This is a genomic window from Phenylobacterium sp., assembly GCF_030681155.1.
Classification (GTDB): domain Bacteria; phylum Pseudomonadota; class Alphaproteobacteria; order Caulobacterales; family Caulobacteraceae; genus Phenylobacterium.
In genome coordinates this window covers 46,494-62,605 of the sequence record NZ_JAUXXE010000038.1, presented here as the reverse complement: position 1 = coordinate 62,605, position 16,112 = coordinate 46,494, and the positions used below count along the sequence as shown (strand labels likewise).

Below are 16,112 nucleotides of genomic sequence, written 5' to 3'. Positions count from 1 at the left end.
TTCAACAACGAACGCCACCGGTGTCTCGCCCCAGCGTTCCGAGGCGACGCCGACCACCGCAGCTTCGGCCACCGCCGGGTGCTGGATCAGCACGGCTTCGAGGTCGCTGGGATAGACGTTGAAGCCGCCCGAAATGATCATGTCCTTCTTGCGGTCCATGAGCGTCAGGAAGCCGTCCTCATCGAACCGGCCGACATCGCCGGTGCGGATGAAGCGTAGGCCCTCGGGGCTGCACCACTCGGCCTCGGAGGTCTTACCCGGCTGGTTGTGGTAGCCGACCATCATCGCCCCGGAACGACCGACGACCTCGCCGATCTCGCCCTGGGCCACCTCCTTGCCATCCTCATCGATCAGCCGGATGTCGTGGCCCGGCATTGCGCGCCCAACCGTCGTCAGCTTGTCGGGGTGCTCATGGGCCAGCAGCATGCAGGATCCGCCACCCTCGGTCATGCCGTAGAACTCGACTAGGCCGCCCGGCCAGCGCTTGAGCACCTCAGCCTTGATCTCGGCTGGAAACGGCGCGCTGGTCGAGAACTTCACCCGATAGCTGGAGAGGTCGTAGCCGTCGAAATCGGCCCGCTCCATGAGCCGGCGATACTGAACCGGCACCAGCATGGCGTGGGTGACGCGGTGTTTTTCAGACAGCTTCAGAAACTGCTCGGCGTCGAACTTCGCCATCAGCACCACGGTCCCTCCGTTCGTCAGGGTCGGAAGGAAGCTGACGAGAGTGGTGTTCGAGTAGAGCGGCGTCGAGATCAGCGTCACCGAATCGGCCGGATAGACCCCATGACGGATCTGGCCCCAGCGCATGCGGTGCGGCTGCACGATGCCCTTGGGCGCGCCGGTCGTGCCCGACGAATAGATGATGTTGAAGCCTTGGTCGGGATCGATGGTCACCGGGGTCGGCTTGGAGCCCTTCGGCGCCAGCCACTCCTCGAAGGCCACGCCGGCCGAAGAGCCGTCGAGCGCCACACGCTTGGCGCTGATCTGATCGGCCACGCCTTCCAATTGCTTTGCGACGCCGGCGTCGAGGAAGAAGACCTTCGCGCCGCAGTCGTTCAGCATCATGACCAGGCTATCGGCCGTCGAGGACGGCGCCAGCGGGGCGGCGACCGCGCCCGCCCCTAGCGCCCCGAAGAACGCCGCGACATAGCTGTTCGAGCTGGACGCGCAGATGGCGACGGCTTCCCCAACGCCAACGCCGTCGCGCTGCAGAGCGCTCGCCGCCCGACTCATGCGCGCGCCTAGGTCAGAGTAGCTGAGCGCGCCGCCGCTTGGGTCCACCACGGCGGTCTTGGCTCCCAACTCGATCGCCTGCTCGAGCAGGACCTCTGGGAGAGTCGCAAATTCGCGGCTCAGCACCTCAATCGCAGACATATAAAATCTCCCTACTTGTCACTCAAATATATGACATCGACGGCCGGCGCGCCAGACGATGAACCATATCATAAAAGAAACCTATTGGCCCGCGGCTCGCTCCGATACAAAAACCGGCGGCTCAAAAAGGAGAATCTCATGTCAGGACGTCTTGAGGGAAAGGTCGCGGTTATCACCGGCGGCACCAGCGGGATTGGCGAGGCTACCGTCGAACTCTTTGTCGCAGAGGGGGCCAAGGTCGTCATAGCGGCGCGCAACGCCGAGAAGGGCGAGGCGATGAGCAAGGCGCTCGGCGGGGCCGTGACTTTCGTTCAGGCCGATGTGCGCCTGGAGGGGGACATCCAGCGCGCTATCGATACCGCGGTCTCGACCTACGGGCGCCTCGACTGCCTGTTCAACAACGCTGGCGGACCCACCTTGGGAGAGGTTGAGACCGTCACCCCGGAACATTTCAGCTACGCCATGGAGCTGCTGGTCGGGAGCATCGTGTTCGGCATCAAGCACGCAGCGCCGATCATGCGCGCCCAAGGCAAGGGCGCAATAATCAACAACTCCAGCGTCGCAGCAGCGCGCACCCACATGGGCGGCTACCTCTACTCAATGGCCAAGGCCGCGGTTGTGCAGGCGACCAAGCTCGCCGGCATGGAGCTTGGCCAATACGGCGTCACCGTGAACTCAATCGCGCCGGGCGGCGTCGCGACGCCAATCTTCTTCGGCGGCTCAGCCGCCGCCGCGCGGCTGGAAAGCGGCCAAGCCGACGCCAAGCTGGAGAAGCTCACTCGCAACCTCGGCAAGGCCACGCCCCTGCGACGCTCAGGCCTACCGCACGACATAGCCGCCGCGGCCCTATTCCTGGCCAGCGACGAGGGCGCCTACATCAATTGCCACGACCTGGTTGTCGACGGCGGCATGACGGCGGGCGGCCGCACCAATTACGAGTAGCCTCGCGAGCCGGCGCGCTCGGCGCCGGCTCAACCCAAGCCAAACCCTCATTGTGTGGTAGGTTTATAAAGGCACGAATTTCCCCAGCATGAAACGTATTCAATCTTGCTCACATGGTTTTTTGAGTGCTTAGTATGAATACCATTGAGTCAGCAAACGCGAGCGACATGCGCTGACCGGACGAAAGCAAGACCGCCACAAGCGGCCTTTGATTGGGGGAAACCATGAGACTGCATCACCTGCTCCTCGCGAGCACGGCGGCCGGAGCCGTCACCCTCTCGGCTCAGTCGGCGTCGGCGCAGCAAGCGCCAGGCTATGTGATCGAAGAGTTGGTCGTGACCGCTCAGCGGCATGAAGCGGCGATTGAGGAAGCCCCGATCGCAGTGACGACCTTCAGCGCCGAGGAGCGCAATATCGTCGGCGCCAACACGGTCCGCGACATGGTCAACCTGACGCCCGGCGTGTTCCTCACCAACACTGGGATAAACATGCGCGGGGTCGGACGACAGAACGCGACCACCCTGCTCGGCTCAGAGAACGCCGTCGCATACTACGTGAACGGCTTCTACAACGTCGACTTCAACACGGTCGGCGAGAACACCTTGTTTGGCGGCAATGTGCAGTTCCTGCGCGGGCCGCAAGGCACGCTCTGGGGCCGCGACGCGATCGGCGGCGCCGCCAACCTGCTCAGCCGCCGCCCAACCAGCACCTTCATGGGCGAAGCGCTGCTGGGCTACGGCCGATACGACTGGAGCAACATCGGCGTCACGGTATCGGGCCCGCTCAACGACGATTACCGGGTGCGGGTCGGCGTCCAGTCGATCAACCAGGGCAAGTCCGCGTCAAAGAACATCGCCCCCTATAAGGCCGGCTTTGACATCGACAACTTCTATGCGGAGTTCCAGCTCGACGGCGATGTGACCGAAGACCTGCACTTCCTGCTGCGTTCGACCACCTTCACCTACCGCAACACGCCGGCCGAAACGGCCCCGGCGCGGTACAACACTGCCGGCTTCATGGGCGCGCTCGCGCCCAACCCGACGTTCGCCTACGAGATCGCCTCCCCCTCCAGCGAGCCGCGCACGATCAACATCGATCAGCGCGGGGCCGATCGCCTTACCGGCAATCAGGTCCACATACTGAACGCCGACTGGGATCTCGGCCCGGCGACGCTCTACTACGTTGGAGGCATCGCCCAATACAAGTCGAAGGGTTACAGCGACTTCGACAACACCGCGCGTGGCTCCTACATCGCTGGAACCGGCCCGGGTCAGGTCTTCGTCCCTTCGGCCGCCAATCCGGCCCTGCTGGGCGTCCCGGAAGGGACCGAGATCAGCACCAACTTCACCGCCAACTATCTCAACCGGAACCAGTACTTCACGCATGAACTGCGCCTGACCGGAGACGACACCGAGAAGTTGGAATGGACGCTCGGCGCCTACTTCCTGAAATCGGACTACAACGAGCGCTACTGGGAGGCGATGCCGAATGTCCCGCAGCTAGCCGCGCCCATCTTCGGGACTGCGCCCTATCCCGCCGCCCTGGCCAACCCTGACCGGGCCTACTACCAGCAGCACAATATTCTACGTCAGCAGTCGCTCGCCGGCTTTGGCCAGGCGACCTGGCACGTTGACGATGTTTGGAGCCTGACCGCAGGCCTGCGCTATACGGTCGATTCCAAGCGCGCCACGACCCAGTTCCGTTACGTGTTCTGGGACCCACGACTGGGCGCGGCGTTTGAATCCACCCCGCAAACCGTCGTCGGCGATATCTGGTCCCAACCGGAATATGCCGGCCGGCTGCTGAAGCTGAAGAACGACGGCTACACCGCCCGTCTCGGCGCCGAATACAAGCCTAGCGATGATCTGCTGGCCTACGCCAGCTACGCTCGCGGCTACAAGGCCGGCGGCTTCACCCTGGGCGACGCCACCTCGAACAACGTCACCGATCCCGAGACGCTTCACGCCTATGAGGCGGGCGTGAAATACAACTTCACCCCCGAGCTTCGCGTGCAGACCTCGGTCTTCTTCTACGATTATCGCGACTTCCAGGCCCCGATCACTGCGTTCAATTCGATCACGGGCGGCACGTTCGCCCAGTTCACCAACATCGATAAGTCGGAGATCTACGGCCTGGAGCTGGAGGCGGACTGGCGCCCGGTCGAGGCGTTGTGGCTCAACGCCGGCTACACCTACCTGCACGGCGAGATCAAAGAGTTCTGCTGCGCGATCGACAACACGGTCACACCGCTCAACACGCCGCAGGATTTGGCCGGCAACCGCATGCCGCGCACGCCTGAGCACAAGGTCAGCCTGCTCGGCGCCTACACCTGGACGTTCGAGCCAGGCTCGGTGATCCTCGGGGCCTCGGCAACCTACCAGAGCTCCTACAACCAGAGCGTCTTTGAGAACCCCCTGTTCGAGGTGCCCAGCTACGCCTTGATCAACGCCAACCTCACCTGGCGGGCGGCCTCCAACCGCTACGACGTGGTGCTTGGGATCACCAATCTCACCGACGAGCTCTATTCGACAGAGATCGCGGTGGGCGGCGCCAATGTCGACTACGCGATCACCAACTACCTGGGCGCAGGCCGCGCCTACAGCGTGCAGCTCCGCTACCGCTTCTAGCCGCCACAGGCGCCTTGCCGGCTTGGCCGGGCGCCTCCGCTGCTTCACCTAACAGCTCTTAGTGAGGCCCATGCCCAAGCCCTTTTCGCCCATCCTGCTGGCCGCCAGTCTGCTCGCCATGCTGTCTGTGAGCGCCACGACCGCCCGCGCTTCCGACGAAGTCGCGCTGGCCCCCAACGGGGCCAAGCTCTACGCCACCCGTTGCGCCGCCTGCCACGACAACGCCACCGACCGCACGCCAGCCAAATCAGTGCTGGCCAAGAACACGCCGGCCTTCATCATCGGATCGCTCACCAACGGGGCCATGGCGCCGATGGCTGAAGGCCTGAGCGCTGCCGACAAGGCCGCGATCGCGGCCTACAACACCGGCACAAAGGCGCCCACCAAGGCGATGGCCGACATCGACCCCAAGACGATCTGGGGCCCCGGGGCAGCCGGCACCCCGCTGGATGCGCCAGCCTGCACGAGCAAAGCCCCGCCCCTGAACGTGAAGGCCGCCGGCTGGAATGGCTGGAGCCCGACGCCCACCAACGCGCGCTACCAGGCCAAGCCAGGCTTGCGAGCCGCGGAGGTTCCCCGCCTCAAACCGAAATGGGCCTTCAACTATCCCGGCGCGAAGAATGGCCAAGCCACCCTGGTCGGCGACTGGCTCTTCACGACCAGCATGTCGGGCGCGGTGTACGCGCTGGACGCCAAGACCGGTTGCGTCCGTTGGCGTCACACGGCGCAGGCCGGGACCCGCTCCAGCGTCACCGTGATCGAGCTCCCGGCGGGCGGCCCGGCGCGCCAGGCTCTCTTCTTCTCCGACTGGACTAAGAGCGCCGTCGCGCTCAACGCCGAGACCGGAGAGCAACTGTGGAAGACCCAGATCGACGACTCGGCCGGCCTGCAGATGACCGGCTCCCCGACGGTCTATGGCGGCCGACTGTTCGTTCCGATTTCATCAGGCGTCGAAGCCTTCGCCGAGTTCGACGGCTGGGAATGCTGCAAGTTCCGCGGCTCGCTGGTCGCGCTCGACGTCGCCAGAGGCGAGATCCTCTGGAAGACCTATACGACCGCTGTCGAGCCAAAGCCGTTCGGGCTCAATCGACTGGGCCGCGAAATGTGGGGCCCATCGGGCGGCGCGATCTGGTCGGCCCCGACGATCGACGCCAAACGTGGCCTCGTCTATGTGGGGACCTCGAATTCCTACACCGACGTTGTCTATGACGGCGCAGATGCGGTGATGGCCATGGACATGGCCACAGGCGCGATTGTCTGGAAAAATCAGCTTCTCGAGCACGACAATTACATCAATGGCTGCTGGATCGGCGGCGGCCGCACGGTTCCGGCCGCCAATTGCCCCAATAAGCTCGGTCCGGACTTTTCGATCGGAAACTCCCCGATCCTCCACGACCTCCCCGGCGGGCGTCAGCTGCTCCTGGTCGGTCAAAAGTCGAGCCACGTCTACGCCCTTGATCCGGCCCAGGACGGGAAGATTGTCTGGGAACGCCGGCTAAGCCCCGGCAGCGCCTTGGGCGGCGTCGAGTTCGGCATGGCCGCCGACGCTGAGCGTCTCTATGTCGGCATCTCGGACGTCATAGCCGGCGACGAAGGCAAGCCTGGCCTCTACGCCCTTCGCATCAGCGATGGAGCGCTGCTTTGGAGCGCGCCCTCCCCCGCCAAACCGACCTGCCGATGGGTCTCGCGCTGGTGTCACGGCGCGATCTCCCAGGCGGTCACCGCCATTCCAGGAGCCGTTTTCGCCGGCGCCTATGACGGGCGCTTCCGCGCCTATGACGCCAAGACCGGCAAGGTCATCTGGAGCCACGACACAGGGACCGATCCCATTCAGGTGCTCGGCGAGCGAACCGCATTCGGCGGCGTCATGGATGGCGGCGGTCCGACGGTGGCGAACGGCATGGTCTACGTCCACTCAGGCTACGCCGGGCGATCGGGCGCGAGCGGCGGCCGGGACCTGACCGGCGCCGACGGCAACGTCCTGATGGCCTTCTCAATCGACGGGCGATGAACAGATGAAAACGATCCTAAAGACCGCGGCCGCGAGCGCGCTGCTCGCCCTGCTCAACGGCTGCGCGGCGACGCCCGAGGCTGCCGCTCCGGCAAATCCGGCCAAGTCGCCCGCTATCGCGTGGGGCTGTCCTGACGGCTACCAGGTCAAGGAAGGCCTCAATATCGACTTCCCCCATGCCGGGGAAAAGCGCGCCTTCTTCGTGCATCCGGCCAAGGGTGTGACGGGACCTGCGCCGGTCTGGGTGCCGCTCACCGGGACGGTGGAATCCACCAACGCCAACCTCAATGTTCCGCGCAGCGGCGCCAACGCCTTGATGGCGGACAAGGGCTTCACGGTCATCGGCCCCGTGCGGCAGTGCGCGAACCAAGATCCGAACCTCGGCGGCGGCGCCTGCAACGGCGTCGGCAAGGACGGTTGGAACTGGGCGCCCTGGCGCGAGGGGCGCGCGCCGGGGGAAGCCGGCGCGTCGTGGAAGAACGACCAGGGTCCGGATTCGACGTTCTTCGAAGCCATGATCAAGTGCGTGGGTACGAAGTACCCGCTCGACGCCAAGCGCCTCTATATCGGCGGGATATCGTCGGGCGGCACGATGACCAACCGCGCTCTCACCTTCCGCTCGGATTTCTGGGCCGGCGGAATGCCGATCTCCGGCGAGTGGTACGTCAGCAATGATGACGGCTCGGCGCTCAGCTTCGACGCCGCCCGCCAGGCGGTGATCGATGCGCCCGCCAAGATCCACCAGGGCCGGGTCGCTCCCTTCCCGCTCAGGGATGAGCTTGGCTCAATGATCGTGATTACGGTCTGGGGCGGCGAGATGGACATCTGGCGCTGCGGGCCGACCCTTTGCGCCGACTATCGGCCGAGCACCCAGGCGGGATCGAACTACTTCAGCTCCAAAAAGAACGTCGTCCACGTCGCCTGCAAGGCGACCCACGGCCATATGTGGCCGCAAGTGAACACCCAGGACTTCAACCTTTGGGCTTTGACCCTGATGGCCTCCCATCCCAAGGGGTCCGATCCCGGCAAGTTCAAGCTGACGACGCCGCCCGAAGGCTACAGCTGCAAGGTCGGCCGCTTCGACGATCTCTATCCGTCCTAGATGACTGCGCGCGGTCAGCTAAGGCCGACCTCGCGCAGGACCTCCTGAGTATGCTCTCCGAGCCTAGGCGCCGCACGTCCGACGTGCGGCGCGCCTTCGGGGAAGCGCGCCGGCGCCGCCGGCGATGCAAACGCGCCTTGCCAGCCGTCCCCGACCTTCACAAAGCACCCGGCCGCATGCGACTGCGGAGCGGCAGCCACGTCCTCCAGCGTCGCCATCGGCGCCCAGATAAGGTCGGCGCGCGTGAGCAAAGCTCCAGCCTCCTGCAGGGTGAGGCAGGCGAACGCCGCGTCGACCATCGCACGAACTTCCCTCACCAGATCCAGGTCGCCGGCTAGGGCAGCGAACCTTGGGTCTGTCAGGACGTCCGGCCGCCCGATCAACCCCATAATCGCCGGGAAGCAACCAGGCCCGCGCGGCACGACGCAGATCCATCGATCGTCTCGGGTGCGAAAATAGCCGGAAATCGGACTGGGTCGCGCATCGCGCGGCTGAGCGGCCTGAACCTGCCCGTAGCGAAGCTGAATCGAGAGGTCCCAACCGATGGCGTAGGTCGCGGTGCGCAGGAGGCTGGTCTCCACCAGCCGGCCGCGTCCGGTCTCCGCGCGCTCATGCACCGCCGCCAGAACGGCCGAGAGCGTGGCCAGCGCCGTGGTGTGATCGCCGAAACCCGGCCTGCATGGAAACGGCTCCTGATCGGGCGGAATGGTCGCCCAGGCCACGCCGCTCTTTGACCAGAAGGCGGTGATGTCGAAAGCCGGTAGATCGGCCTCCTCTCCCTCCAGCCCGCAGCCGGTGATGCTGGCGTAGATCAGGCGGGGCGCTCGGGGCTGCACCGCCGCATAGTCGAGGCCGGCTCGAACCAATGCGCCAGGCCGCAGATTGGTGATGAAGACATCAGCGCTCTCCAGCAGCGCCAGGAGCTGCTGACGTCCGTCAGCCGAGGCGGTGTTGAGAACCACGCTGCGCTTGCCACGGTTCTCCATCGTGAAGACCGGATTGCCGGGACTTTCCGGGGTGTCGGGAAAGAAGCCGCGGGTCGGATCGCCCGTGGCGCTTTCGATCTTGATCACGTCCGCGCCCCAATCGGCCATGATCGCCGCGCATCCGGGCCCCGCCACCCAAGTCGACATTTCGACCACCTTCAAGCCTTCGAGCAGCATGGAAGTCTCCCTTCAATGTTGATGGCTTGGCTCGCTCTACTCGGCGGGCCCTGGTTTGGCGGCGAGCCTCTCCAGGTTCGCCGCGTGGCGCTCGCGGGTGATCGGATAGAGCATGATGCACAACAGCGCGCAGGAGTAGATGCCGACCAGGATCGGCACTTCGTAAATCGCCAGTCGGTTCAGCGTTTCCTGAGGGACCTCGCCGGGCCTTGCTCCGACCGGGAAGCCGGCGAGGTCGATGATGGTGGTCGCCAAGATGATGCCAGCGCCCGACACGCATTGCAGGGCGAAGCTGTTGGCGGCGAAATAGAGGCCGGGGGTCTGGCGGCCGGTCTTCACCTGGGCGTCCTCGACGACGTCCGCCATCATCGAGCCCGTCAGGATCGTTCCAACCACGGTGAAGACGGTGTTGAAGAAGCTCGCCCCGATGAGGATCACCAGCAAGGCGTTCGATCCGTTGGGTGGCAGCACGTCGATCACCCGCAGCATGTAGAGCGCGGGATTGACAGTCATGGCCAGGAACAGCATCAGGCCGGCCCCAGCCTTCTTGCCGATCGATCGCGACAACCGGTTGGCTAGATAGACCGCGACCGCGACCGACCCGAAATTGCCGGCCACGATGATCGAGATCTGATCGTTGGTCAGGCCCCAGAAGAATAGTCGGAAATAGACCAGCATCGAACTGGCCAGGCCGCCGGCCATCGCGCCCAGCACCGTGACCGCGACCATGATCAGATAGGGATTGTGCGACAGCGCCGCGAAGATTTCGCGCATCGCTTCACCGGCGCGCAGCCCGCGCGACGGCGGGGTCGGTTTGAAGGTCTTGATGTGTTTATGCGTGGCCAGCGATGAGATTAGCATCGCCGCGGCCATAATGATCGCCGAGACCAGGCCGTAGGTCGCATAGCCCTCGGGATTGAGTGTGCCGACCTTGTAGGTTTCGGTTGGGCGCAGGAACACGCTGAATGCGGCGATCGACATTGTAAGGCCTGCAACCCATCCGAAGAACGAGCGGTAGCTCAACAGACTGGTACGCTCGTCGTAGTCCTCGGCCAGTTCGACCACCAGGGAAGCGCTGGGGATCTCGAACATCGAGATCGAGAACCGCACGGTGATCGAGAGCAGGACCAGATAGGTGAACAGCTGGGCGTTGGAAAAGCTCTCCGGCGGGTTCCAGAGCAGGAAGAAACCGATGCTGGTCGGGATGATCGAGGCGTACATGAACGGGTGACGCCGACCCCATTTGGAACGCCAGTTGTCGGAGATATGCCCGATCATCGGGTCCATCACCGCGTCGACCACCAGCGAGATCATCACGGCCAGTCCGACCGTACTGGCTGGGAGCCCGAGCGCCTGATTGTAGAAGAGGATCAGGAGCGTTCCGAAGCCATTGTCTTTGACCCCGAAGGCGACGGCTCCGACGCCGTACCCCACCTTGTCCATCACACTCTTGCTGCGGACTTGCGGATTCCTGGCCATATTTCCCCCCTGGATATTCTTCAGGCTACCAACCTTTGAAAAATACCAATAGGTCAAATTTTGATTCTAAGTCCCCAAATGATCCTTATCACATAGCCTTTTTGTAACATTCAAAAACCGACCCGTTGCCCAATTATGCCTTATTGGCTTGGAACCCCTGCCCACGGGCACGGTTGACCGCCGCCGTTGCCACAAAACGTCGTGCCTCAAACGACCGGCAAACCGTAGAGACCGCGTAAGTCAGGCCGGAGACGCCAGGCGGAGCATTTCCAGCACCGACTTCTGAGCTGCGAGCCCCGGCGCTTCGAGCACGTCTGGACCCTGCAAAAGCGGCGAGCCGCGAAGAAGCCTGCTGGGGCCGCCGCCACTGGGTTGGGCGGCTGCATCCGCCATCCAGCCGCGAGCTCGCGACGTTTCGAGTTCGTAGGACACGCCAGCGTCTAGCAGAACTCCGCCTGGGCTTTGATCGCCTGAGCTGTAGGGTCACTGGCTCAAACAGAGTTCGATCACTGCCAATTCCATGAGCCCGAGCAGCCCGTTCCGGCTTGCCCGGTCAAGTCGAGCAGGCCAAGACTTGGCCCCGCCCCATGCGCCGCTCGTGATGACCTCTGGCTTATTCCCAATCGAGAGCAAATGCAGCTGTCAGCGCATCAGACCAGCAGACGTTAAAGCCGTGCTGATCACCCGCTGGATGTTGGCTGGAACGTGCGGGGCGACCGAGGCCATGATGCTCTGGCCCAGGCCGCCGGCCGCACGGGCTTGCTCAGGCCCATCGCCAACCTCGCGCCAAAGCTCCGATTGTGACGCGGGCTCGCTCGGAGCAAGACCCCAAAAGCGTGCAATCTCCAACGATGACGAGACGCCCGCCTCAAGCATGAATGGCGCAACCTCGCCGATAGGGTCATCTCCGCCTGCCGCAAGCGGCGTGCCGTGGCCCAGACCTGAGAGCAGGTTCATCTCGACGACCGCCTGGCCGTCCTCGGCCCGCCAGACCGAACGGGACCACCCCCCGCGCGTGTGAACTTCGCCGGGCTGCTGAGGAAGCTGGTGATATTGGGTCCACTGCAGGGCCAAAGCCTGGGCGTTGCTGGAGGCGACGGTTCCATCGGCTTGGCCATGCCATATCGCCAGACGAGGCTTGCGCCGCGGCGTCGGAGCGGCTTGATCGACCAAGCTTCCCAGAGCGGTTCCGGCCCGCCGCCCCTGCATGGCCGCAAAAGCTTCCTGCACATTGTTGGCCATGCCGAACGGAAGCCCGGCCACGACAGCCCCCGCGGCGAAGGTCTCAGGATAAACCGAGAGCATGACTGCGGTCATTGCGCCGCCGGCCGAGAGGCCGGTGACGAAGACCCGATCGCAATCGAGGTCGTGGGCCCGCACCATATGCTTGACCATAGACTGGATAGAGGCGGCCTCGCCCAAATCACGGGAGATGTCGCCGGGCTCAAACCAGTTGAAGCAGCGGTTGGGATTGTTGGCGCTGTTCTGCTCTGGAGCAAGGAGCGCAAAACCAAAGCGTTCCGCCAGGGTGATCCATCCCGCGTCGCTGGCGTATGCAGTCGCCTGCTGAGTGCAGCCGTGCAGTACGACGACCAGGGCGGCGCCTGGAGCAAGGCGTTGCGGGACATAGCTGAGCATCTTGAGCGCTCCGGGATTGAAACCAAATCCCTTCACCTCGATCAGTTCGGCGCCCTCTCCGCCCCGCGATACCCGCGTCCTCGTTTTGCCGCGCTGACCCAATTCAGCGATTGTCTCAGCTAGTCCACGCATGGGGCGCCCTTTCAAGCCGAACATCGGCAAAGAGCGTAATGCTGCAGTGCAGCATGCGTTGCCTTGGCGGCCGCGATAGACGCGCGCCGGCTCCGGCAGGACGCCGCCTAACTGGCGAAGTCGTGACCGGCCCATTCGTGAAGCTGCCGCCTATTGTGGCTTAGGACGCGAGCTCGGTCAGCAGTCGCTCGACCAGGGCGACCCGGACGCGACCCGGTTCGGTGGAAGTGCTGACGATCAACCGATCGGATTTCAGGGCTAGGTTGGCGGCGCCTCGCAATCTGGAATGCGCCGCTTTCGCTGCGTGCGGCGCCAGGGAGAAGGCGATGCCCTTGGGCCCGGCGCGAACGTCCCGGACGCCAGCGGCGGCCGCCAGCCGCTGAAGCCGAGCGAGCGCAAGAAGCGCGCTAGTTTCAAGGGGCGGCGGACCAAAGCGGTCCTCAAGCTCTTCTTCGAACCGATCGATCTCCACCGCGCCGGCCAAGCGTGAAAGCCTGGCGTACAGATTGATCCGAGTGACGGCGTCCGGGACATAGTCGACGGGGATGGCGCCGACCTCCCCGAGCTCCAGCGTCGGGGCGGTCTCGTCGGGCACGTGCTCGCCGCGCGCCAGCCTGACGGTGCGATCGAGCAAACGTTGATAGAGCGCCGCTCCGATCATCTTGACGTGGCCAGCCTGCTCTTCGCCCACGAGATCGCCGCCGCCCCGGAGGTCGAGGTCACGCGCACTGATCGCCAGGCCCGAGCCCAGGCGGTCAAACGCCTCCAAGGTCGATAGTCGCGCCCGCGTTGCGTCGGTCAGTTCCTCGGCGGGATCGGTGAGGAGATAGGCGACCCCTTGAGTACGGCCACGTCCGACCCGACCCCGCAACTGATGGAGCTGCGCAAGCCCGAACCGATCGGGGCGCCAGACGAACATGGTGTTGGCCCTGGGCACGTCCAGGCCGCTTTCGATGATGTTGGTGGCCAGGAGGACATCGCCCTCCCCGTCGGCAAAACCGACCATCGCGTCATCGACCACCTCGGCCGCCAACTCGCCGTGAGCCACGCGCACGCTGAGTTCCGGGACGAGCTCGGTGAGCCGCGCTTCAAGGGGCCCGATGTCTTCGATCCGCGGCGTCACAAAGAAGCTTTGTCCATTGCGCCGCTTCTCCCGCAGCAGCGCGGTGCGCAGGGTCGCCGGATCGAACGGCGCCAAGAAGGTGCGGATCGGACGGCGCCGCGCAGGCGGGCTGGCGATCACGCTGACATCCTGGACACCCACTATCGCGCCCTGCAGGGTCCGCGGGATCGGGGTGGCGGTGAGGGCGAGCCGATGGCCTTCCCTGGCCCTGGCGCGCAGCTCGTCCTTCAAGGCCGCCCCGAACTTTTGCTCTTCGTCGATGATCATCAGCCCGAGATCGGCGAAGCTCACCTCGGCGCTGGCGAGGGCATGCGTCCCGATCACGATCTGGACATGACCGCTGGCGAGCGCCGCGCGCACCTCGGCGGCCTCGGCTGTCGTCACTAGCCGCGACAGGTGCGCGACCTCCAGGCCGGTCCCTGCGAACCGTCGCCGGAAGGTTTCCACATGCTGCCGCGCCAAGATCGTCGTCGGCGCGGCCAAGGCTACCTGCCGCCCGCTCAACGCCACCGCGGCGGCCGCCCTCAGCGCCACCTCGGTCTTGCCAAAGCCCACGTCGCCACAAATCAACCGATCCATCGGGCGGCCAGACGCGAGGTCCTCCAGCACGGCGGCGATCGCCGCGGACTGGTCGGGGGTCTCCGGATAAGGGAAGCGCGCCGTGAACTTCGCGTAGGCCGCCTTGGGCGGGATCAGCCGCGCGCATCGCGCGGCGTCGCGCGCTCGCGCCAAGGCCACCAGTCCTTGTGCGGTGTCCTCCACCTGCCGACTGACCTCGGCGCGGCGCTTAGCCCAGCCCGGGCCATCGAGACGGTCGAGGGTGACGGCGCTCGCCTCGGCGCCGTAGCGCCAGATGCGCCCGATCTCCGTGATCGGCGCGAGCAAGCTGACGCCGCCTCGATACTCAAGCTGCAGCGCGTCTCTGGCTACGCCGTCGATGTCGACTTCGACGAGATCGCGCAGCACACCCACGCCATGATCCTCATGGAGGATGACATCGCCGATCCGCAAGTCGGGGTCGGCGATGAGATCGGCGGCGCTCGTCGACTTTCGCGCCGCAAGTCGCCCTCCCAGGACGTCGCTCGCGGCGATCACCGTCAGGGCGTGAGGATCGTCGAAGAAGCCCGCCTCGAGGTCGATCTCTACAGACGCAACGTCGCCGGGCGCTCGCGCAAGGCCGGCGGACCAGTCAGCGACGGGGTCTGGTTTGAGATCGAGGCCGCGAGCCAACGCCTTGGCGAGCGCGCGTTGCTCATGGGCCAGACCTGTGAGGATCACGCGATGCCCCGCTGCTTGCTGGCGTTCCACGAGGTCGCAAAAGGCCCGGCCCGGATTGCGGGCGGCGGCGAGCCGCGGGGTGGCCACAATGGCGTCGAGATCGAGGTCATTGGCCACCCAGGTCGCAAGCCCGCCTCTCAACTCCTGGCCCAGCGCGTAGAGGCCGGCAGGCGGCGATGGCGCACCGTCATAGCCAGCGAACGCGCGTTGGGACTCATGGGCTTCGAGGATCTGCGCCTCGACCTGCGCTAGGCGCTCTGCGGCCTTTGGGTCCCGTGACAACCGCGAGGTCTTGGGAAGCAGGTCCCAAAGCGTCACCAACGCCTCGTAGTGCTGAGAGAGCTGATGTTCGATCCCCGGCGCGTGCATGGCGGCGACGTCGTCGTTCACCTGCGCGGGCCAGATCAGTTCGCTCGCCGGGCCGATGGACAGGGACGTCAAGACCGCTTCAGAGCGCTGGCTCAAGGGGTCGTAGAGACGGATCTCGGTGATCACGTCGTCTTCGCCGAGCACAACTCGAACCGGCTGGTCCGCCTCGGCGGGAAAGATATCCACGACCTCACCGAGGATCGCGATTTCCCCAGGTTCGTCGATGCGGTCGTCGAAGACATAGCCCGTACGCGCTGCGTAGCGGCTCAACCCGTCACGGTCCAGGCGCTCGCCCGCGGCGAGATCAAGGAACCCCTGCGCCAGTGCTGCGGCCGGGGGAAGTCGCTGCAGGATGGCTTCGGGCGACGTGATGAGAAAGCGAGGCAGGTCGGGCCGCCGCGCAAGCTGCTCCAGCACCCGCATCCTGCGCCCCATGACGTCCCGCGACGGCGAGGCCCGATCGTAGGGCAGGCAATCCCAGGCGGGCAACGTCAGAACCTGGGCTGACGGCGCCATGCCAGAGAGTGCGCGGGCGATCTCCTCGGCCCGCCGTTCACTGGAGGCTAGATGGATGTAGGTCGGCTCACCCGCCCCAAGCTGGCTGGCGAGAGACGCGGCCACCGCGGCGGCCGGCGACTGGCCGGCGGACGAGGCTTGCGCCATCGACGCCGGACCCGCCGTCAGCGCCCTGCCGCCGATCACGGCGGGGGGCGGCGCAGGAGCTGGGATCTTCGCCATCAGTGCACCTCAAAACTGGAACGGTCGTGGCGACAGCGGTCGCGGTTTTTCTTCGCCCAGGCGCCGCTGACAGGGGCGGCGATGAGCGCCCCACCGCTCAAGGCGCGGCGACCAGGGCGGTTGCATCCCAATT

9 protein-coding genes are annotated in these 16,112 nt (G+C 65.2%); 4 read left to right on the top strand and 5 right to left on the bottom strand.

The features are described from left to right. On the bottom strand, positions 1–1,377 hold a 1,377-nt coding region (locus Q8M13_RS09935), incomplete at its 3' end, for a class I adenylate-forming enzyme family protein (RefSeq protein WP_305299778.1). 138 nt (positions 1,378–1,515) lie between these two features. On the opposite strand from Q8M13_RS09935, the gene Q8M13_RS09930 reads away from it, so the two are divergent. From Q8M13_RS09930 to Q8M13_RS09915, 4 genes are all read left to right on the top strand, one after another. Beyond that, positions 1,516–2,319, top strand: a complete 804-nt coding sequence (locus Q8M13_RS09930; protein WP_305299776.1) for an SDR family NAD(P)-dependent oxidoreductase — start codon at positions 1,516–1,518, stop codon at positions 2,317–2,319. A 224-nt stretch (positions 2,320–2,543) separates the two neighbouring features. Next, a complete protein-coding gene (locus Q8M13_RS09925; RefSeq protein WP_305299774.1) occupies positions 2,544–4,946 on the top strand; it encodes a TonB-dependent receptor in 2,403 nt (800 codons plus the stop codon). A 70-nt stretch (positions 4,947–5,016) separates the two neighbouring features. Next, positions 5,017–6,957 (top strand): PQQ-binding-like beta-propeller repeat protein, encoded by a 1,941-nt coding sequence (locus Q8M13_RS09920; protein ID WP_305299772.1) that lies wholly within the window; start codon positions 5,017–5,019, stop codon positions 6,955–6,957. Between the two features lie 4 nt (positions 6,958–6,961). Continuing rightward, the gene (locus tag Q8M13_RS09915; protein WP_305299770.1) at positions 6,962–8,059 is read left to right on the top strand and encodes a prolyl oligopeptidase family serine peptidase; all 1,098 of its coding nucleotides are present in this window, start codon (positions 6,962–6,964) and stop codon (positions 8,057–8,059) included. Positions 8,060–8,073: 14 nt separating this feature from the next. Here the strand turns inward: Q8M13_RS09915 and Q8M13_RS09910 are convergent, their stop codons facing one another. The 4 genes from Q8M13_RS09910 to Q8M13_RS09895 all read right to left on the bottom strand — a co-directional run bounded on the left by Q8M13_RS09910 (position 8,074) and on the right by Q8M13_RS09895 (position 15,979). Beyond that, positions 8,074–9,222 (bottom strand): CaiB/BaiF CoA-transferase family protein, encoded by a 1,149-nt coding sequence (locus Q8M13_RS09910; protein ID WP_305299768.1) that lies wholly within the window; start codon positions 9,220–9,222, stop codon positions 8,074–8,076. 36 nt (positions 9,223–9,258) lie between these two features. Beyond that, the gene (locus Q8M13_RS09905) at positions 9,259–10,701 is read right to left on the bottom strand and encodes an MFS transporter (RefSeq protein WP_305299767.1); all 1,443 of its coding nucleotides are present in this window, start codon (positions 10,699–10,701) and stop codon (positions 9,259–9,261) included. A gap of 642 nt (positions 10,702–11,343) precedes the next feature. Beyond that, the gene (locus tag Q8M13_RS09900; RefSeq protein ID WP_305299765.1) at positions 11,344–12,471 is read right to left on the bottom strand and encodes a PHB depolymerase family esterase; all 1,128 of its coding nucleotides are present in this window, start codon (positions 12,469–12,471) and stop codon (positions 11,344–11,346) included. 160 nt (positions 12,472–12,631) lie between these two features. Continuing rightward, complete coding sequence (locus Q8M13_RS09895; protein WP_305299763.1) at positions 12,632–15,979, bottom strand: DEAD/DEAH box helicase; 3,348 nt, start codon at positions 15,977–15,979, stop codon at positions 12,632–12,634. Positions 15,980–16,112: the final 133 nt, after the last annotated feature.